General features: G+C 68.2%; 22 protein-coding genes. 12 read left to right on the top strand and 10 right to left on the bottom strand.

Going from position 1 to position 19,054, the window contains the following annotated elements; translation table 11 throughout:
* Positions 1-119: 119 nt before the first annotated feature.
* Both Pla175_RS17110 and Pla175_RS17105 read right to left on the bottom strand, forming a co-directional pair.
* A complete protein-coding gene (locus Pla175_RS17110; RefSeq protein ID WP_145287835.1) occupies positions 120-686 on the bottom strand; it encodes a Uma2 family endonuclease in 567 nt (188 codons plus the stop codon).
* A 120-nt stretch (positions 687-806) separates the two neighbouring features.
* Positions 807-1,295 (bottom strand): hypothetical protein, encoded by a 489-nt coding sequence (locus Pla175_RS17105; protein ID WP_145287832.1) that lies wholly within the window; start codon positions 1,293-1,295, stop codon positions 807-809.
* Positions 1,296-1,394: 99 nt separating this feature from the next.
* Between Pla175_RS17105 and hemB the strand changes: the two genes are divergently transcribed.
* Complete coding sequence (hemB, locus tag Pla175_RS17100; RefSeq protein WP_145287829.1) at positions 1,395-2,393, top strand: porphobilinogen synthase; 999 nt, start codon at positions 1,395-1,397, stop codon at positions 2,391-2,393.
* 48 nt (positions 2,394-2,441) lie between these two features.
* On the opposite strand, the gene Pla175_RS17095 is transcribed toward hemB, so the two are convergent.
* Entirely contained in the window at positions 2,442-2,969 is a 528-nt protein-coding gene (locus Pla175_RS17095; RefSeq protein WP_145287826.1) for a thioredoxin family protein, read from the bottom strand.
* A 157-nt stretch (positions 2,970-3,126) separates the two neighbouring features.
* Positions 3,127-3,663, bottom strand: coding sequence for a PH domain-containing protein (locus tag Pla175_RS17090; RefSeq protein ID WP_197526927.1), 537 nt, complete (start codon positions 3,661-3,663; stop codon positions 3,127-3,129).
* A 212-nt stretch (positions 3,664-3,875) separates the two neighbouring features.
* On the opposite strand from Pla175_RS17090, the gene Pla175_RS17085 reads away from it, so the two are divergent.
* From Pla175_RS17085 to tsaE, 7 genes are all read left to right on the top strand, one after another.
* Positions 3,876-4,370, top strand: coding sequence for a peptide chain release factor family protein (locus Pla175_RS17085; protein WP_197526926.1), 495 nt, complete (start codon positions 3,876-3,878; stop codon positions 4,368-4,370).
* A gap of 75 nt (positions 4,371-4,445) precedes the next feature.
* Complete coding sequence (locus tag Pla175_RS17080) at positions 4,446-5,129, top strand: HAD family hydrolase (protein ID WP_145287821.1); 684 nt, start codon at positions 4,446-4,448, stop codon at positions 5,127-5,129.
* A 249-nt stretch (positions 5,130-5,378) separates the two neighbouring features.
* Complete coding sequence (polX, locus tag Pla175_RS17075) at positions 5,379-7,103, top strand: DNA polymerase/3'-5' exonuclease PolX (protein WP_145287818.1); 1,725 nt, start codon at positions 5,379-5,381, stop codon at positions 7,101-7,103.
* Positions 7,104-7,299: 196 nt separating this feature from the next.
* The gene (locus tag Pla175_RS17070) at positions 7,300-7,770 is read left to right on the top strand and encodes a hypothetical protein (RefSeq protein ID WP_145287815.1); all 471 of its coding nucleotides are present in this window, start codon (positions 7,300-7,302) and stop codon (positions 7,768-7,770) included.
* A gap of 317 nt (positions 7,771-8,087) precedes the next feature.
* Entirely contained in the window at positions 8,088-9,467 is a 1,380-nt protein-coding gene (locus Pla175_RS17065; RefSeq protein ID WP_231953942.1) for a trypsin-like peptidase domain-containing protein, read from the top strand.
* 33 nt (positions 9,468-9,500) lie between these two features.
* Entirely contained in the window at positions 9,501-10,430 is a 930-nt protein-coding gene (gene thiL / locus Pla175_RS17060; protein WP_145287813.1) for a thiamine-phosphate kinase, read from the top strand.
* Between the two features lie 8 nt (positions 10,431-10,438).
* Complete coding sequence (gene tsaE, locus Pla175_RS17055; RefSeq protein WP_145287810.1) at positions 10,439-10,861, top strand: tRNA (adenosine(37)-N6)-threonylcarbamoyltransferase complex ATPase subunit type 1 TsaE; 423 nt, start codon at positions 10,439-10,441, stop codon at positions 10,859-10,861.
* 19 nt (positions 10,862-10,880) lie between these two features.
* On the opposite strand, the gene hslU is transcribed toward tsaE, so the two are convergent.
* The 3 genes from hslU to Pla175_RS26150 all read right to left on the bottom strand — a co-directional run bounded on the left by hslU (position 10,881) and on the right by Pla175_RS26150 (position 13,161).
* Positions 10,881-12,227 (bottom strand): ATP-dependent protease ATPase subunit HslU, encoded by a 1,347-nt coding sequence (gene hslU / locus Pla175_RS17050; RefSeq protein ID WP_145287807.1) that lies wholly within the window; start codon positions 12,225-12,227, stop codon positions 10,881-10,883.
* Positions 12,228-12,317: 90 nt separating this feature from the next.
* A complete protein-coding gene (gene hslV / locus Pla175_RS17045; RefSeq protein ID WP_145287801.1) occupies positions 12,318-12,857 on the bottom strand; it encodes an ATP-dependent protease subunit HslV in 540 nt (179 codons plus the stop codon).
* A 133-nt stretch (positions 12,858-12,990) separates the two neighbouring features.
* Complete coding sequence (locus Pla175_RS26150; protein ID WP_197526925.1) at positions 12,991-13,161, bottom strand: hypothetical protein; 171 nt, start codon at positions 13,159-13,161, stop codon at positions 12,991-12,993.
* 108 nt (positions 13,162-13,269) lie between these two features.
* Between Pla175_RS26150 and Pla175_RS17040 the strand changes: the two genes are divergently transcribed.
* A complete protein-coding gene (locus Pla175_RS17040) occupies positions 13,270-13,830 on the top strand; it encodes an isochorismatase family protein (protein ID WP_145287797.1) in 561 nt (186 codons plus the stop codon).
* Positions 13,831-13,874: 44 nt separating this feature from the next.
* Here the strand turns inward: Pla175_RS17040 and Pla175_RS17035 are convergent, their stop codons facing one another.
* From Pla175_RS17035 to Pla175_RS17025, 3 genes are all read right to left on the bottom strand, one after another.
* On the bottom strand, positions 13,875-14,792 hold the full coding sequence (locus Pla175_RS17035; protein ID WP_145287794.1) for a cell division protein FtsQ/DivIB: 918 nt from the start codon (positions 14,790-14,792) through the stop codon (positions 13,875-13,877).
* 185 nt (positions 14,793-14,977) lie between these two features.
* On the bottom strand, positions 14,978-15,856 hold the full coding sequence (murB, locus tag Pla175_RS17030) for a UDP-N-acetylmuramate dehydrogenase (RefSeq protein ID WP_145287791.1): 879 nt from the start codon (positions 15,854-15,856) through the stop codon (positions 14,978-14,980).
* A 155-nt stretch (positions 15,857-16,011) separates the two neighbouring features.
* Entirely contained in the window at positions 16,012-16,521 is a 510-nt protein-coding gene (locus Pla175_RS17025; protein ID WP_145287788.1) for a tRNA (cytidine(34)-2'-O)-methyltransferase, read from the bottom strand.
* Between the two features lie 171 nt (positions 16,522-16,692).
* On the opposite strand from Pla175_RS17025, the gene Pla175_RS17020 reads away from it, so the two are divergent.
* The 3 genes from Pla175_RS17020 to Pla175_RS17010 all read left to right on the top strand — a co-directional run bounded on the left by Pla175_RS17020 (position 16,693) and on the right by Pla175_RS17010 (position 19,001).
* A complete protein-coding gene (locus Pla175_RS17020; protein ID WP_197526924.1) occupies positions 16,693-17,643 on the top strand; it encodes a lysophospholipid acyltransferase family protein in 951 nt (316 codons plus the stop codon).
* Positions 17,636-17,977 carry a Rieske (2Fe-2S) protein gene (locus Pla175_RS17015; protein ID WP_145287782.1) on the top strand — a complete coding sequence of 114 codons (342 nt, stop codon included), beginning with the start codon at positions 17,636-17,638 and terminating at the stop codon, positions 17,975-17,977. Before Pla175_RS17020 ends, Pla175_RS17015 begins: the two co-directional genes overlap by 8 nt.
* Before the next feature lie 64 nt (positions 17,978-18,041).
* Positions 18,042-19,001, top strand: a complete 960-nt coding sequence (locus tag Pla175_RS17010) for a GNAT family N-acetyltransferase (RefSeq protein WP_145287779.1) — start codon at positions 18,042-18,044, stop codon at positions 18,999-19,001.
* Positions 19,002-19,054: the final 53 nt, after the last annotated feature.

Below are 19,054 nucleotides of genomic sequence, written 5' to 3'. Positions count from 1 at the left end.
GCGCCCAGACGCAGTGGCGCCCGGACGCAGACCCATCCAGACGCAGACCCATGATGTGGCTCTATCGCATGATGGGTCTGCACTCGCTGCGCTCGTTTCACCTATCCCCCTCTAACAGGCTAGCGCTGCGCCTCCGGAAACAACGCCGCCACCTGGCACTTGAACCCCGGCAGCACGTCTTCGCCCGACAGCTCGCCATCGATCGAAAGCCGCGACGGTTGGGCGCCTCTCGGGCGGTAGACCATTGCGGTGCGCGTGACGGGGTCAATCACCCACACCAACTTCACCCCCGCTTCCAGATACTCTTCGACCTTCTGTTCGACATCGGAGTAGAGGTCGTTGGGCGACACCACTTCGGCGGCTAGGTCCGGTGCGACCCGCACCCAGCCATCCGGGATCTGTTCACCGGGCAAGCGGCTCGGGCGGAGAAAGAACGCATCGGGTTTGAGCACGCGGTTGGGTTCGTTGGGAATGCACTGGATGCCGCACTCACTTGGGAACGCCCATCCGTTTCGTCCGTCGTCCGAGTATCGATCAAGAAGCGAGAGTAGTCTTCCACCAATCCAGCCCGACTTGGCGCCCAAATTCTTCTCCAAGAGTTGTCCATCAACGAGCTCGCATCCCTCGCTCTCGGGCATCGACAGCATCTCTTCGGCGGTGATGGTAGAGACCTCGGCCGGGCTCATGCTGGGCTCCTTCTGGTCAGCGGCTATGTTCGAAGTATAGCCATTCCGGAGTGCTAACCTGAAAACTCTCGCGGAGAGGGCGAAGGTAGATCCTCTGCGTCTGGGCGCCTCTGCGAGAGACTACCGCGTGCCCCCTTCCTCACGACAAAAGTCCCGCACCTTCACCCGCAGCTCCTCGCTGCTCCAACCCTCGCGGATCGCGGCCTTCAGGAAGCGGCGCTGCAAACCGACATCGAGCCGCGCCACGTTGGCGTGGGCGGACCAGCTTTGGTTGGGGGTGCGGTTCTCGATCGGCACCTTCCGCGCCACCGCCGCGTAGCGGTTGAGCATGTCCGGGGAGACGAGCCCCTCGCACATCTGGCTGAACATCTCGCCGAAGCTCCCCTCGCCGGCGTTCAGCAGGTCGCCGATCCACCACGGGCCCGCCTTCTGGCACCACAGGGCGAACTCCAGCGGGCCCTTCCACTGTTCCACACCGGGCTTGCCGCGTACGCGGACGCCCACCGAGGTGAACTCGAACGCGCCGACACTAATCTTCGGCGGGCCCGCGGGCCGCGCATCGGCGGGCGTCGGGGGAGCGGCTTGGTGCTGTGGTTCTGGATCGGGCATGTTTCGCTCGTAGGCCCTGTTAATGGCGGGCCGGGTAGCGGATTCTAGAAGGGATTGCCCACTGCGCCCAACGCCACCCCGCGCTCCGGATTTTCCGCCATGACGTTTCCAGGCAGTTTCCCCACAACCCGCCTCCGCCGACTCCGCCGCTGGGGATGGTCTCAAGCCCTGGTGCAAGAGAACACGCTTACGCCCGGCGACCTGATCCTACCCGTGTTCGTGTGCGAGGGCGCCCAGCGGCAGGCGATCCCGTCGATGCCCGGCGTATTCCGCCACCCCGTCGAACTGCTCCCCGAAGTAGCCGCCCAGGCGGAAGAGCTGGGCGTCCCCGCGATCGCCATTTTTCCGGCAACCGATCCGGGAAAGAAGTCCGAAGACGCCGCCGAGGCCTTCAACCCAGAGAACCTCGTCTGCCGGGCCACGCGTGCGGTGAAGCAGCAACTAGGCGATCGGCTGGGGGTGATCTGCGACGTAGCGCTCGACCCCTACACCAGCCACGGGCAGGACGGGCTGGTGCGTGACGGCTACGTGGTGAATGACGAAAGCGTGTCGGCGCTCTGCAGGCAGGCCATCGTGCAGGCCCAGGCGGGGTGCGACGTGATCGCCCCCAGCGACATGATGGACGGCCGGATCGGCGCGGTCCGTCGGGCGCTCGACGAGGCGGGGCAGGGGCGCGTGGCGCTGCTGGCCTACGCGGCCAAGTACGCCTCGGCGTTCTACGGGCCGTTTCGAGACGCGGTCGGTTCGGCCAGCAACCTGGCCGGCATGAGCAAGTCGACCTACCAGATGAACCCGGCCAACAGCGACGAGGCGCTGCGCGAGGTGGCGCTCGACCTGGCCGAGGGCGCCGACGCGGTGATGGTCAAGCCGGGCATGCCCTACCTAGACATCGTCCGCCGCGTAAAAGAGACGTTCGCCGCGCCGACGTTCGCCTACCAGGTGAGCGGCGAGTACGCGATGCTGGCCGCCGCCGCTGGCAACGGCTGGCTCGACCGCGACAAGGTCGTGCTCGAGAGCCTGCTCGCCTTCAAGCGGGCCGGCGCCGACGGTGTGCTGACCTACTTCGCCATCGAAGCCGCCCAGTTGCTGCGCAAGTAGGATGGATCGAGCCCGCCGCAGGCGGACGCTGACCCATCCTACAACGCGCTATTGCTTCGCGATGCGGCGTTGCTGTGTCGTTGTTTCCGCGGCGACTCGCAGCACCGGCCAGACGCGCTCGGCAAACTCCGTCGGTTCGACGAAGCCTTCGATCTTGCCGATGACGCGGTTCTCCGACGAGATCACCAGCGTGGTGGGGAACGCGCGCACGCGGAGCAGCTTGGTCATCTCGGGCGACTGCGACGCGTTTACGATCGCCGGCTCGGTCATCGCGGCGACCCCGCGGGCGATCTGTGGCTGCGCGAGCGTTTCGATCTGCATCTTCTTGCAGTAGAAGCAGTTGTCGCTGGTGACATAAACCAACATCGGCCTGCCCGACTGCTGTGTCGCCGACCAGGCGGCGTCGATGCTCGCGTGACGGAACAGCGGCGCAGGCGCCGCCGGCGTAGTCCCCACGGGCGCGATGGCCGCATGGGTCGCTTGTGGCTGAACCGTCGGAAGCAGGCGGGGCGCTTGCGCCTGGGCGGCCAGCGGCGCGACGGCCAGGGTGAGCGTGCAGAGAATCCAGCGTGGCATAGCGGCTCCTTGCTGAGCGATCGGCTCAGAAGCGAGTGGGGGCGGGCGATGCCATCTTCTTCGGCCCTTGGCGGCGCCCAGCAGCGTGCGGCGACGCACGGTCCGGGTTGTGCCGGTTGTAACGCGGCCGGTCACAAGCGCGGTCGCGCCCGACCCGCTACGCCTGCGGCGTGCACGCTAGCACGCCCAGGCGTGCTTGCTGCGTCTTCAGGCACGTTTGGCGGAAGGGCTCCGGGCGGTTAACGCCGGGCAGCCGGAGCCGCTCGACCCCCTCCTGCATGAAGACAAGGTCGCCGGCGTTGAACCACGCCTGGCCGGGCAGCGTCTCGACACGGACCTCGTCGAACCGATCGAGCGGCAGCGACGCGATGAGCGTCCCCTCGAAGGGGTGCTCCACCAGCACCCGGCGGTTCGTGAGCCGGTAGCGTCGGCAGCTCGGGTTGCTCCAACCGACAAACACCAGCGGGATCCGCGGCACCTTCTTGTCGAAATAGAGCAGCAGTGCGAGCGGGATCGATGCAAACACCGCGGCCCAGCCCAGCGTCAGCGGCACCCCGGCCACGGTCACCCCGGCGCGGACCCCGTACCAACGCCCTAGCCAGCGGCCCCAGGGCCCGGCGCAAATCGACGGCCAGACGACCATGACGGTCGACTCGCGGACCGCGGCAGGGCTGACGCCGGCGATGGCTTGCATTGGGGGGTGAATCGAGGATGGTGAGTGGTGGGTCGGATGCCCACGCCGCTTGAGTTTTATGCATCCGCCAACCGCTGTCGATAGGTTGAGCCCGTGTGAGCCGGGGCGTCCCCGCCCCCCGGGGCGTTTCGTAACCCGCCGGGGGCGGGGACGCCCCGGCTCACTAATGACTACCATTAACGAATCTACCCACGACTCACCACTCACCTCGCTTGCACCCCGCCGCCCTCACTACCGACGCCCTGATGGCCCAGTGCGCTTCACGCCGGCAGCGGCGCGGCGGGCCGGGGGGGCAGCACCGCAACAAGGTCGAGACCGCGGTGGTGCTGACGCACGAGCCGACGGGTGTCGCGGCCGAAGCCAACGAGCGTCGGAGTCAGGCAGAAAACCTGCGGGTGGCGCAGTTCCGCCTGCGGGTAGCACTCGCGCTGCAGGTCCGCACTTCGCCGCCGGCCGAGCGTTCGGAGCTGTGGCGAGGCCGGCTGCGTGGATCGCGGATCGCAGTAAACCCCGAGCACGACGACTTCCCGTCACTGCTGGCCGAGGCGCTCGATGTGCTGGCCGCGGAGGACTGGGACGACGCGGTCGCCGCCGAGCGGATGGGCGTTAGCCGCACGCAGTTGGTGCGGCTCTTGAAGCACGGGCCGGCGGCGCTGGCGCTGCTCAACGGCGCCCGCACTGAGCGTGGGCAGCCGCCGCTCAGGTAGCTATCGGGTACGCCGATCGCTGGTTTCAGGCGGGCGCTTCGACGCTCCAGGGGCGGCGCCCTACAATCCCCCATCATGAAAGCATGCCTATTCGATATCGACGGGACCCTGATCCAAACCGGCGGCGCCGGGCAACTGGCGTTCGCGCAGACGTTTGCCGAGGACCTGGGGGTGCCGGACCTTTCGAGCGAGATCTCGTTCTCCGGTCGCAGCGACCGGGCGATCGCGCACGACTTATTCTTGGCCCACGGGCTTGAGGCCACCGACGCCACCTGGAATGCCTTCCTCGCCGGGTACACCCGCCGACTCCCGGCGGCGCTCGCCGAGCGCCAAGGCGCCGTGCTGCCGGGGGTGCTCCCTCTGATAGAGCGGCTCGAAGCGATGGACGGCGTGCTGGTCGGGTTGCTCACCGGCAACGTGGTCGAGGGCGCCCGCATCAAGCTGTCGCACTTTGGCTTGTGGGAACGATTCCCGTTCGGCGGCTTCGGCGACGCCCACTGCGACCGCAGCGCCATCGCCGAAGCGGCCCGCGCGGCGGCGCGTGAGCGGTTCCATCGCACCGATATCTCTCCGGTCGAGACGATCGTCGTGATCGGCGACACCGAGCACGACATACGCTGCGCCCGCTCGATCGGCGCCAAGGCCGTCGCGGTGCCCACAGGCTTTGTCGACCGGGCCGCGCTCGCGGCCGAGTCGCCCGACCTGCTGGTAGAGACGCTGGAAGACCAGGAACAGATCGTGGCGTGGCTGGCCGCTTAGACGAAGGGAACCACGGATAGCACGGCTTAAGCTGGCCACGAAAAGGCACAAAATGCACAAAAAGGACGACCGAACTTCGTTTCCCTAGAACGAACGGTAGGTGCATCGGTCATTGCGACTTGGTCATTCGTCTTTCCGTCCTTTGTGCTTTTTGTGCCTTTTCGCGGCAATCGTCATCCATGAAATCCGTGCTAACCGTGGTCAAGGTTTTTCGCGGCAGCCTGCCGCCGCTAACTTAGCTTCCCCGCCATGAACAACCCAAAAATCGCCGACGCGTTCGACGAGATCGCCGACCTGTTGGAGTTCCAGGCCGCCAACCCGTTCCGGGTGCGGGCCTACCGCAACGCGGCGCGCAAGGTGCGCGACCTCTCGGAGTCTCTGGCCGCGATGGTCGACGAGGGCGCCGACCTGACGAAGCTCGACGGCATCGGCAAGGACCTTGCCGAGAAGATCGCCGAGCTGACGACCGCCGGGCGTACAGCGATGCTCGACGAGCTCCGCTCCGCGGTGCCCCCTGGGGTGCTCGCGCTGCTGCGGATCCCGGGGCTGGGGCCCAAGAAGGCGGCCGCGTTGCACAAGGAGTTGGGCATCGTGTCGCTCGAGATGCTGCGCGCGGCGTGCGAGGAGCACAAGGTACGCGCGCTCAAGGGTTTTGGCGACAAGACCGAAGAGGCCATCCTGGCGGGCATCGACTTCGCCGCGCACGCCCAGGAGCGTGTTTACTGGGCGACCGCCGACGCGACCGTGCAAGAACTGCTTGCGCACCTGGAGGGCGCCCCGGGCGTGCGCCGGCTCGAAGCGGCCGGCAGCTACCGGCGTGGCAAGGAGACCGTCGGCGACCTCGACCTGCTGGCCGACGCCCCCGATCACGGCCCGGTGATGGACCGCCTGGCGGAGTTCCCCGGCATCGCCGAGACGCTCGCCCGCGGCGACACCAAGATGTCGGTCCGGCTCGACACCGGGATGCAGGTCGACCTGCGGGTGATGCCCGCCGAGTCGTTCGGCGCCGCGCTGCAGTACTTCACCGGCTCGAAGGAGCACAACGTCAAGCTCCGCGGCCTAGCGAAGGACCGCGGCTTAAAAGTAAACGAGTGGGGCGTGTTCCGGGTGGGCAAAGACGGAGCCGAGGGGGAGCGTGTCGGGGGCGCCACGGAGGACGAGGTCTACACACTGCTCGACCTGGTCACGCCGGCGCCGGAGTTGCGAGAAGACCGCGGCGAGTTCGACCTCAAGCAGGCCCCGAAGCTCATTGAGCTGGCCGACCTGCGGGGCGACCTGCACATGCACACCACCGCGACCGACGGCCGGGCGAGCCTGCGCGAAATGGTGCAGGCGGCCAAGGACCGCGGGCTGAAGTACATCGCGATCACCGACCACTCGCAACGCGTCAGCATGGCGGGTGGGCTCACGCCGGAACGGCTGCGCGAACAGTGGCGAGAGATCGACCTGGTCCGCAAAGAATTTGACAGTATCGAGGTGCTCAAGGGGATCGAGTGCGACATCCTCGAACGGGGCGGCATGGACCTTCCGGACGACGTGCTGGCCGAGGCCGACTGGGTGATCGCTAGCCTGCACTACGGCCAGTCGCAGCCCCGCAGCCAGATTATGGAGCGGCTGCTGGGGGCGGTTGAGCACAAGCACGTGTCGATCGTCGCCCACCCCACCGGCCGGCTGATCAACCGCCGCGAGGCGTACGACGTGGATATCGAGCGGCTGGTCGCGGCCGCGGCCGCGGCGGGCAAGCTGCTGGAGCTGAACGCCAACCCGGCGCGGCTCGACCTGAACGACCAGCACTGCGCGCTGGCCAAGAAGCACGGCGTGCCGATCGTCATCAGCTCCGACGCCCACCGCATCGAGGGGCTCGACGTGCTGCGCTACGGAGTCCTCCAGGCGCGACGCGGCGGGCTCACCGCTAGCGACGTCGCAAACACGCTTTCATGGAGCGAGCTGAAAAAGCTGGTCGGCCGCAAGTAGATCGGGCAGTGCCTGTCGGCCGCTTGCTTGCCCGCGGTCTTGTCCGGCACGGCCTGACCGACCGTAGGGCGCGTGCTCTCATAAGCTGGGCAGAGTTTGCCGGTTTTGCCGAAGTTGCGGGCGCCGGTGACCGATGATTGCAGGGAAGGGGGGCGGTCCGTCTACCACGCCAAGCGGCCGTCGAGTGCTAGCTGTGATGCCAACAATCCGAACCGCGCTCGTGGCGCTGGGCTGCCTCATGGCCGCCGGCTGCCAGATCGGCGCGCCGTGTGGCTGCGGCGCCCCGGTAGTGCCGGTGGGCTACTCGCCGGGGCCGGCGGATAGGTGTCTTGCGCATCTACGCCGCGAGTGGCTCGAGCCCTGTGGATTGGGCTGCGGCGCCGGCGTCTGCTGCGGCGACGCTTGCGACGGCGGCTGTGCCGAACCGGTTTGCGGCGTCGCCCCGTGCGAAGCGCCTTTGGACGCAACGTGCGACGCGGCGGGTTGTGAGTTCGAGGCCGGCTGCCCGATTCCGTCGCTGCTGGGCGCCTGCAAGATCCCGCACAAAGAGCCCGAGGTGCCCCTCCCCCCCGGCCCGCCCGGCAGGTTCTTTCCCGCCCCAACGCGGCCGGTGTTCGCGCCAGTGCCCACCGCGGCGATGTTCGAACACGCCGGCCCGCAGTTCTAGAGGCGACGGGCAAGCCACTGCGGCCAATCGCCGCAGGGCGTCCCGGCGGCGGCCGGTCCATCACCCCGGGTCTGGGCTAGGCCCCGGTTTGCCCGCATCAGCGTGCGGTTTCTCTCGCCTTGAGCATGGTTTACGGGCTTCGTGCAGGCGGGTGTCAAGGTAGGGCGTCTGTGACGCCGGCCGGTCGTGCGTCTTAAGCCGATCGTAACATGCGGCCGATCCTTGCTTTGCACGCGAAAGGCTAGTCGGGCGCCACGCCCCCACGCCCGCCGCCGGCGCCACCGCACGACCCACCTGGCCCCGCCGACCGTCGCCCGATGCCCATCCAAAGACTGATGCTAGCGACCGCGGTCGCATTGACCTCGCTCTCTACCACGCGCCACTGCTGCGCGGAAGTAAGCGAGGCGCGGCGATCGCCGATCGTCGTCGCGGTCGAGGCGGTCAAATCCTCGGTGGTCAACATCCAGGGTCAAAAGATCGTCAGCGAGGCGACCGCCGCGGGCGAGACCTCTCGCAGCGTGAACGGCATGGGCACGGGGGTGGTGATCGACCCGCGTGGCTACATCCTCACCAACGCCCACGTGGTAGACGGGGTCCGACAGATCAACGTCAAGCTGGACGACGGACGCAGCTACATCGCCACGCCGGTGGCCGCCGACAAGCGGACCGACCTGGCCGTGATCCGGATCCGCACCGGCCGCGAGCTGCCGGTGATCGAGATCGGCTCTTCCTCCGACCTGATGACCGGCGAGTCGGTCATCGCCGTCGGCAACGCCTACGGCTACGAGCACACCGTCACCCGCGGCATCGTCTCGGCCCAGCACCGCGACGTGCAGGTCAGCGAGACGCAGGCCTACGAAGACCTCATCCAGACCGACGCCAGCATCAACCCGGGCAACTCCGGCGGCCCGCTGCTGAACATCGAGGGGCGGATGGTCGGGGTGAACGTCGCCGTGCGGGCGGGCGCCCAGGGGATCGGCTTTGCGATCCCGGTCGACAAGGCGATGGAGATCGCCGCAGACCTGATGAGCATCCAGCGGCTCGAGGGGGTCACGCACGGCGTGACCAGCGTCACCGAGAGCGAAGACGGCGGCCGGTTGGTTGTCCGCCGCGTCGCCCCCAACTCGCCGGCCGCACGCATCGAGCTGCAGCCGGGCGACATCGTGAAGCGGGTCGGCGAAGTCGAGACCCACCGCGCCCTCGACCTCGAGCGCGCCCTGCTGGGACAGCGGAGCGGCGCCACGGTGCCGGTAGAAGTCGTCCGGGGCGGCGAGCGGATCGCCCTGTCGATGACCCTCGGACGCGGGGGCGCCGGGTCGGTGGCGCAGCAGGTCACGCCGGTCGCCACGCCGGACGACTCCTGGGAGCTGTTCGGCTTGTCGTTGCGAGAGGAGCCCCGCGAGACCTTCGCCAAGTCGGGCTCACGCTACTCCGGCGGCATGCGGGTGCTGGACGTCCGTGCGGACAGCCCCGCCGCTGCGAAGGGGATCCGCGAGGGAGACATCCTGGTCGGCATGCACACCTGGGAGACCGCCAGCGACAGCGACGTGCGGTACATCGTCTCCCAGGCGAACGCGGGCCGGCTGGAGGACTTCCGCTTCTACATCCTCCGCGGTGAGAAGACGCTGTACGGGGACCTGAAGATCGCCGCCACTAGGACGGCCGCCGCCACGTCGGGGGGCGCCATCCGCCGCTAGGCGCGGCGCCGGGCGGGGCGTTCCAATCGCCCCATGGAAGACGCATTCGTTCAGTGGCTCCGCGACCGGCTCCCCGCGTCGCCCCGCCTGAAGCTGGGCCCCGGTGACGACGCGGCCGTGCTGGCGTGGGGCGCCCGGCGCGACCTAGTGGTCTCGTCAGACCTGTTGGCCGAAGGGGTCCATTTCGACTCTGGAAGCGCCTCGCCGCAGCAGATCGGCCACAAGGCTTTGGCGGTGAACCTGAGCGACCTGGCGGCCATGGCGGCGACCCCCGTCGCGGCCGTGGTGAGCCTGCTCGCTCCGCGCGAGGGCGCCGGCGGCCTCGACGCGCTCGCCCTGTGCCAGGGGCTCTACGCCGGCCTGCTGCCGCTGGCCGAGCGGTTCGACCTGACGATCGCCGGCGGCGACACCAACACGTGGTCGGGGGGCCTGGTGATCGACATCGTTATCCTCGGCGAGGCCCACCCCCGCGGGTCGCTGACGCGCGCCGGCGCCGCGCCGGGCGACGCGCTGCTGGTGACCGGGCCGCTGGGTGGCAGCCTGTTGGGCGCGCACCTCGATTTCGCGCCCCGCGTGCGAGAAGCCATCGCGCTGCGCGACGCCTACGAGCTGCACGCCGGCATGGACATCACGGACGGCCTGTCGCTGGACCTCAGCAGGCTCGCCGAGGCGAGCGGAGTCGGCGCCGTGATTGATCTCGCGGCGGTGCCGATCGACGCGGCCGCCGTACGACGCTCCGCCAAGTCGGGGCGCTCGCCGCTGGAGCACGCCCTGAGCGACGGCGAGGACTTCGAGCTGCTGCTCGCGGCGCCCCCCGCAGAGGCCCAGCGGATCCTCCGCGAGCAGCCCGCGGGTCTTTCGATCACCCAGGTCGGCGAGTGCGTGGCCGGCGCGGGCCTTCAGGGCAGGGGGGCAGACGGTACGCTCAAACCACTGCCGGCCTTCGGCTACCTCCACCGCTAGCGATCGCCATGGCAACCGTCCTCGAACTGGCGGACGAATCGGACACCGAACGGCTGGGACAACGCCTAGCCGCCGAACTGCCCGCCGGCCGCGTGGTCGCCCTGATCGGGCCGCTGGGCGCCGGCAAGACGCGCCTGGTGCAGGCCGTGTGCCGCGCGCTGGGCGTAGCCGAGGACGTGACCAGCCCCACGTTCGTGCTCGTGAACGAGTACCGCTCCGGCCGTATGCCGGTGTTCCACTTCGACGCCTATAGGCTGCGGGACGACGACGAGTTTCTCGAACTCGGCCCGGAAGAGTACTTCGCGGCGGGGGGGCTGACGTTCATCGAGTGGGGCGACCGCGTCCAGCGCTGCCTGCCGCCGGGCGTCGTGACGATCCAGATCGAGCCCCTGGAGGGAGACGGTAGGCGTGTGACGATCAACGGGGTTTAGGAAGCACGGTTGACCGAGATCACAAAATGAACCGGCTCAAGTCTTCGTCCTTCGCGATCTCCTCCAGCCGCTCTTTCACGTACGCTGCGTTCACTTCTACCCGGCCCATCTTCATGTCGGGGGCTTCGAAGCTCAGCTCTTCCAGCAGCCGCTCCATGATGGTGTAGAGCCGGCGGGCGCCGATGTTCTGAGTCTTCTGATTGAGGTTGAACGCGTACTCGGCGAGCGACTCGATCGCGTCGGGGCGGAAGTCGAGCGACACGCCCTCGGTCTTTAGCAGCGCCTCGTACTGCCGCGTGAGCGACGTCTTGGGCTCCGTCAGGATGCGGACAAAGTCTTCCTTGGTTAGATCGCTCAGCTCCACGCGGATCGGGAACCGCCCCTGCAGCTCCGGCATCAGGTCGCTGGGGCTCACCTTGTGGAAGGCGCCGGCGGCGACAAAGAGCACGTGGTCGGTCTTCACATAGCCGTACCGAGTCTGCACGGTGGTCCCTTCGACGATCGGCAGCAGGTCGCGCTGCACCCCCTGGCGCGAGACGTCCGCCCCCTTGCCCCCCTCGCTGGCCACCACCTTGTCGACCTCGTCGATGAACAAGATGCCGAGGTTCTCCGCCAGCTCGATCGCCGCGGCGTTGACCTTCTCTTGGTTGATGAGCTGCTCGACTTCTTGTTCGAACAGCACGCGGCGTGCGTCCTTCACGCTCATCTCGCGGCGGTTTACCTGCTTGGGGAGGATCTTCTCCATCATCCCCTGCAGGTCGAAGTCCATGTCGCCCCCGCCGCCGGGGCCCATGCCCGGCATCATCATCGCCTTCATCTTCTGCTCGACGGCGATCTCTACCTGGCGATCGTCCAGGCTCCCGGCCCGCAGCATGGCGCGCATCTTCTCGCGGGTCCGCTCGTGCCGCTCCGGCGTGTTCTCGCTGCCGGCGCCGACGTCGTAGCTGTGCGGCGTGGGGGCCAGCAGCTCAACCAAGCGGTCCTCGACGCGGCGCTCGGCCTCTTCACGCACCGACTCGAGCTCCGTGGCCCGGACGATGCCGATGGCGTTTTCTACCAGCTCGCGCACCATGCTCTCAACGTCGCGCCCGTAGTAGCCCACCTCGGTGTACTTCGACGCCTCGACCTTCACGAACGGCGCGCCGGTCAGCTTGGCCAGCCGACGGGCGATCTCGGTCTTGCCGACGCCGGTCGGGCCGATCATCAGGATGTTCTTCGGCGCCACCTCGCGGCGGAGGTCGTCGTCCAATTGCTGCCGTCGCCAACGGTTGCGGATCGCTACGGCGACCGCGCGCTTCGCGTCTGCCTGGCCGACAATGTGGCGGTCGAGCGCCGCAACAATCTCGCGGGGGGTGAGTTGTTCCATGTTCGTCGGTTGCCAATTGCCCGTTGCCCGTTGATCCAGCCGGGATCGCTTGCGCGTCCGTCCAATCAAAAACGGATCAATGGCAACTGACTAAAGCGTTTCCACAAGGATGTTCTGGTTTGAGTAGACACAAATGTCTGCGGCGATCTTGAGCGACTCGCGCACGACCTGCTCGGCCGAGAGCGTCGAGTGCGCAAGCAGCGCCCGGGCCGCGGCGGTGGCGTAGTTGCCGCCGGAGCCGATCCCCAGCACGCCGTCCGAGGGCTGGATCACGTCGCCGGTGCCAGAGACCAGCAGCGTGTCGGTCGAGCTGGCGACCGCGATGAGCGCTTCGAGCCTGCGGAGGGCGCGGTCGGTCCGCCAATCCTTGGCCAGCTCTGTCGCCGCCCGCACCATATTGCCGGGGTAGTCCTTGAGCTTCGCCTCAAACCGCTCCAGCAGGGCGAACGCGTCGGCCGCGCTCCCGGCGAACCCGGTCAGCACACGCCCGTCCGCCAGCGGCCGCACCTTGCGGGCGTCCGCTTTCATCACGGTGTCCCCCATGCTTACCTGGCCGTCCCCCCCCATGGCGACAACGCCGTCGCGGCGGACAGTAAGGATGGTGGTCGAGCGGATGCGCGGGCGTTTCATGCCGTTGATTGTCGGCGCCAGCCCCCCGCGCGGCTAGGGACGGCCGTAGGTCAGGCCGTACCCGACGCCGGGCCGGAGGAGGCTTTGCGCACCAACTGTCAACCGACTGGCGCTGTGTCAGGCACGGCCCGACTCACTTCTTCGGTAGTTCGGTAGGCTTGCAGAGGTGCTTCTTGTCGCAGGCGCTCCGCGCACACTTGAGGCACACATACTTCGGCGAACGGACAATGGCGTAGAGCTCTTCTGCCCGATCGCGGATATCGTGCTTGGTCCAATCACAGAGGGTTTTGTCTTTCTTGGACAAACGCGGGGCCTGGGGTGGGGCGGGCGAGGAGTAGCCGGGCGCCGGCCTCCGCTATTATCCTTGCCCAAACGCTAGCGACCACCAGAAAATGCCGACCGAGCCCCGCCGATGAGCCGCAGCCCCGACCTCATGAACGCAGACGACACCACGCTGCTGGTGGTCGACGTGCAAACGCGGCTGCTGGCGACCGAGCCCGACGGCCCAGCAATCGTCTGGAACGCCCGTCGGCTGCTGGACGCCGCGGCGGCGCTCGGCGTGCCGGCGCTAGCGACCGAGCAGGTCCCCGAGAAGCTGGGGGGCACGGAGGGCTCGCTGGCGCAGCGTCTCTCGCAAACGCTCGTCAAATCGGCCTTCAGCGGCTGCGGCGCCGAAGGCCTGAAGGGGGCGCTGGCCGCGCAGGGCCGCTTCCGGGTGCTGCTGTGCGGCATCGAGACGCACGTCTGCGTCGCGCAAACCGCCCTCGACCTGTTGGCCGAGGGCTTCCGCGTCTATGTCGCCCTCGACGCAGTCAGCTCTCGCCACGCGATCGACCACGCTACCGCGCTGCGGCGGATGGAGTGCGCCGGGGTGACGCTCACCACCACCGAGGCGGCGATGTTCGAGTGGTGCGCGGACGCTAAGCACGAAGCGTTCCGCAAGATCAGCTCGCTGGTAAAAGAAGAATTGTAGGACGGGTCGAGACCGCCGCAGGCGGACGCTGACCCATCTTGGGGCTACTTGACGACTTCGCTGCGCTTGACCGTCAGCGGCGTCGCCGTCAACGTGTACCGCACTTCCAGCACGCCCGGGGAGTCGAACAGCGAGTCGAGCGGGCCGTGTTCGGCGATGTAGCCCAGCAGCCGCGCCAGCTTGTCTTCGAACGCCGGCTCGTCGGCGGGGCCCAGCCCGGGCGCGGCGCCCCACTCAATGCGGATCGTCTTGGTGGTGAGCAGCCGGAAGATGGGCCACGATTGCTGCCCCCGCACTTCGGGCTGCGCGTGGGCGGACACCTCCAGCAACGAAAGCTTGTCCCAGTAGGGGCCAAGGCGCCGGACCAACGCCAGCGCGCCGATCACACGCGTATCGGTCCACAGCTCGCCCACCAGCGGCTTGTGCCCCCCGGCCACGATCCGCGGCAGCCGGCGGCGGGCGGTGTCGGAGAGGTCGCGCTCCGGGAGCCGGACACAGTCTTCGTCGACAAGCAGCAGCTCGCTTCCCGCCGGGCCCCACTGCACGGCGGCCACCGGCCTGCGGTACTCCAGCTCAACCAGCACGCGCGCCGGGGGCGCCTTGCGAATACGGATGACCTCGCGGACCCAGGGGTGAAACCGCAGTGCGTCAGCCAGCCGTTGCTGCAGCTCGGCGGGAGGGTCGAGGATCGAGAGCCCGCCCCGCGCCCCAGCGTCGCGGAGGGCGTCGAGCCTTAGGTCGCCCGGCACCCACGCCGGCGGGGGTGGCACGAGCTCAATATTCTCGGCCGCGACGGCGTACTCGGGCCGCACGCGCATCCAACCCGCCAGACGCGTCCAGCACGCCCAGGTCGCGAAGGCCATCACGGCAAGCACGACGGCGATCTGCCCAATACGCTTGCTCCGACTCGGCGTCGGCGCCGGCGCCGGAGGTGCAGCGGTTACTTCTGGTTTCTTTGGCATCGGGCCGCCTCCTTGCGGTCCGGGCGCGCGAATCAGTGGTACGCCACAGTGGTCAGAGAAGCTCACCGAGAAGCACGACGACAATCTCTCGCAGAGACGCAGAGCTGGAAACGGCTCGGCGCCTCGGCGAGATGGCGTTCTTCTCGGTGACCTCAGTGACTGTGTGGTTCACAACCGTCCGTGGATTACCAGATTTCCAGTTCTGTTTCCAGCTCGACCCCCAACCGCTCCGCTACACGCGAGCGGACAAGCTCGATCAGGTCCTGGACGTCCTTGCTGGTGGCGCCGTCGTGAGCTAGCACGAACCCGGCGTGCTTCTTGGAGACCTCGGCGCCCCCGCTGCTGGCGCCCTTCAGGCCGGCCTGGTCGATGAGCGCGCCGGCGCTCATCCCGCGGGGGTTCTTCCAGACCAGGGCGCACCGCTCGTGCGACATCGGCTGGCCGGAACGCTTGATGATCCACTGCTTCTGCATGCGTTTGGTGAGCTGCTGGGGGTCGTCCGGCGAGAGCTCGAACACGGCCTCCAGGATCACCAATTCGTCTAGGCTGCTCTGGCGGTAGGCGAACACCAGCTCTTCTCGGCTGCGGGTGCGCACCTCGCCGGTGCGTGTCATCACGGTCGCCTCGCAGACCCAGGGGCCGACATCGCCCCCTTTGCCCCCGGAGTTTGCGTGCAGCGCCCCCCCCACGGTGCCCGGGATGCCGACGAGCGTTTCTAGGCCCGCCAGCCCGGCGCGGACCGAGCTGCTGATCGCCGTCGCCAGCGGCACCCCGCCGGCGGCGCTGAGCCGGTTGCCGGCGGCGGTGACCCCTTGGAAGCAGGGCGCCTCGAGGTCGATGATCACCCCTTTGACGCCCGCGTCGCTGACCAGCAGGTTTGACCCGGCCCCCAGCACGCGGATCGGGACTTCTTCTGCGTGGCACCGCTGGACAAGCTCCGCCAGCTCTTCGACGGACGTCGGCGAAGCCAGGTACTCCGACGGGCCCCCCAACGCCAGCCACGTACGAGGCGCCAGCGGGGCCCCCCGTTCAACGAAATGCTCGAATCCGGTGTCGATCGCCATAACTGCCTCGGAGCGGACGCAAAACCAATCCGCCTATTGGAACGAAAGAAGATTGCCACGAAAAGGCACGAAGACGCACAAAAAACTCGGTGTCGAATCCTTGATGACCAAGCCTCAATGACCAAGGGACGTGCCTGGGCGCCTGCGCGGATCGGTCATTGAGGCTCGGGCGTTGGTGATTTCCCGCGGATTGCCCGCCACTGCCGCGCCGCTTCGTACCCGGCGACCGCGACCGCGTTGGAGAGGTTCAGGCTCCGCACCTCGGGGCGGGTAGGGATCATCAGGTTGCGGTCGGGCGCCAAGCCTCGGATCGCCTCGGGCAGGCCGCTCGACTCGCGGCCAAAGACCAGCACGTCTTGCCTCGAGTAGTCGGCGTCTAAGTAATCCCGCTGGCCGTGCTTGGTGAAAAACCAGCAGCGATCGACCGGCAATCGGGCGGTCAGCGCGGCCCATTCGTCGACCACCTCCCAGGCCAGGTGCTTCCAGTAATCGAGCCCGGCACGCCTCAAGTAGTAGTCGTCGACGCGAAACCCCAGCGGCCGCACCAGCCACAGCTTGGCGCCCAGGGCGACGCACGTCCGGCCCACGCTCCCCGTGTTGTAGGGGATCTCGGGCTCGAACAGCACAACGTGCAGACAGGGGTCGTAGGGGGGGGCCGGGTCCAAGTTGCACCATTTGCCTGGAGCGGGATGGGGGGGGCCGCTAGGATACCCTGCGGCGCCGTTGGAAGAAATCACGGCCCTCGCAGCGGGGCGCGTCGGGCGCCGATGCGAGCCCCGGCCACGTGGCCGGCCGGGGGAGACGCCGACCTAGCCGCTCGAATCTGGAAGACTCCCATGGGCCCCCGCAACGCCGCCGACTTCGCCGCCTACGCCGCACTGCGGGTGTTCGTGGCGACGATCCAAGCCCTGCCGCTTGGCTTGTGCGACCGTGGCGCCGCCGGGCTGGCGTGGCTGTTCGACCGGGTCATCCGCCTGCGCCGGCGGGTGGTGCGCGAGAACCTCAAGATCGCCTTCCCGGCGGCCAGCGAGGCCCAGATCGACAGGATGACCCGTCAGGTCTGGCGCCACCTATTCCTGATGGTGGCCGAGATCGCCCACGCGCCGCGGAAGGTCCACCGCAGCAATTGGAAGAGCGTCACCCAGATCGGGGACGAGCGGGCGATCGTCGATCTGATGCTGCTGCCGAGGCCGAAGGTCATTATTTCCGGCCACTACGGCAATTTCGAGCTCGGCGGCTACCTGCTCGGGCTGTTCGGATTTCCGACCCACACGGTGGCGCGCAGGCTCGACAACCGGTACGTCGACCGCTGGATCAACCGCTTCCGCGGCCGCACGGGGCAGCACATCCTGCCCAAGGACGGCAGTTCGGGAGACATCGACCGGCTGATGGCGTCCGGCGGGGTGGTGGCGCTGCTGGGAGACCAGCACGCCGGCCCGCGGGGGTGCTGGGTGAACTTTTTTGGCAAACCCGCCTCGACCCACAAGGCGGTGGCGCTGTTTTCGCTTGGCTACCAGGCCCCCACGCTGGTGATGACCTCCCGCCGCCGCGGGGCGCCATTGCGGTACACGGTAGAGTTGGCGGGCGTGGCGGACCCCCAGGCGGATGGTTTCGAACTGGGAGACGCCGCTTCGTTCACCGAGTGGTTCACCGAGCGGCTCGAGGCGATGATCCGGCGGGCCCCCGAGCAGTACTGGTGGGTCCACCGTCGGTGGAAAGGAGAACCGCCCCCCAGGGCGGCCGCACGGCTGGCCAAACGGGCCCAAGCGGGGGCCTCCCATGGCTGAATGGCACGACGTAGCGGCGCTTACGGAGCTTTCGCCCGGGCAGGTGATCGAGGTGATTGTCGGCACCGAAGTGGTGGCGTTGGCGAACGTCGCGGGGCAGATCTTCGCGATCGACGGGGTCTGCGCCCATCAGGGAGGTCCGCTGGGCAGGGGCGTCCTTTCCCGCGAAGCGGACGGGTGCCGCCTGACCTGCCCCTGGCACGGCTGGCAGTATGACCCCGCCACGGGGCGGCAGGTGCTGAGCCAGACAATCCGCCAGCGCGTCTTTCCGACCCGCATCGCGGGCGATAGGATTTGGGTGTCGGTTGGGGCTGTGTCGTGTAGCTCCCAATGATCCGCCGTCCCCGCGATCCCCCCGCGGTGCGACCGGCGCCCGCCCGCGGAGGCCGCGAACCCTCTTGATTGAACTGCGACCCTTCCGCAACACCGACCCGCCCCACCTTGCCGAGGTGTGGCGTAGCCAGCCCCCGGAACGCGGGCGGATGCACCCGGTGTCGACCGCCATGCTGGAGATGTCGGTCTTTAGCAAGCCGTATTTCGACCGTGACGGCTTGGTGGTCGCCCTGCAGGACGGCCGGCCGATCGGGTTCGCACACGCCGGTTTCGGTCCTTTGCAGGGGGGGGCCGAACTCGACACGTCGCTCGGCATCACCCACTTGGTGATGACGCACGCCGGCGTGGCCGACCCCCACCTCGAAGACGACCTGTTGCGCGCCAGCGAAGAATACCTCCGCGGCCACGGCGCGACGTGCTTCCTGGGCGGGGGCGCGGGGGCGCTCAGCGGCTTCTACCTGGGCCTGATCGGCGGCAGCCAAGCGCCCGGCGTGCTAGACAGCGACCACCGCCAGGCCGACCTCTATATCCGCAGCGGTTACCAGGCCCACCGCCGGCTGGTGGTGCTTCAGCGCGACCTGGCGAGGTTCCGCCCCCCCGTCACCCGCACGCAGAGGCAGTTGCGCCGCGAGCTGAACTTCGACACGATCGACGCCCCGAAATCGACCAACTGGTGGGAAGCCTGCGTGATGGCCGGCCTCGACCGCACGCGGTTCACGCTGACCGAGAAGCGCGGCGGCGCCATCCAGGCCTCGGTGTCGATCTGGGACGTCGAGCCGCTCGCCAGCAGTTGGGGCCTACGCACCGCGGGGGTGTTCGACCTGTGGGTCGCCCCGACCCTGCACCGCCAAGGGCTCGCCACCTATTTGCTGAGCGAGACCTACGCCGTGCTCCGCAAACGCGGCTACGCGCTGGTCGAGGCGCAGATCGAAGACGGCAACGCCGCGGCGATCGGCCTGAGCAAGTTCCTCGGAATGAGCGTCGTCGACCACGGCACCGTCTTCCGGAAGAACGGCGACGGCTAACCACCAAGGTCGCCAAGGAGCACCAAGGACGGACGACGCTTGAGTTGAAGATG

This window comes from Pirellulimonas nuda, from assembly GCF_007750855.1.
In the GTDB taxonomy this organism is placed as follows: Bacteria; Planctomycetota; Planctomycetia; order Pirellulales; family Lacipirellulaceae; genus Pirellulimonas; species Pirellulimonas nuda.
Note: the sequence above shows the minus strand (reverse complement) of the source record. Positions and strands in the feature narration are given on the sequence as shown.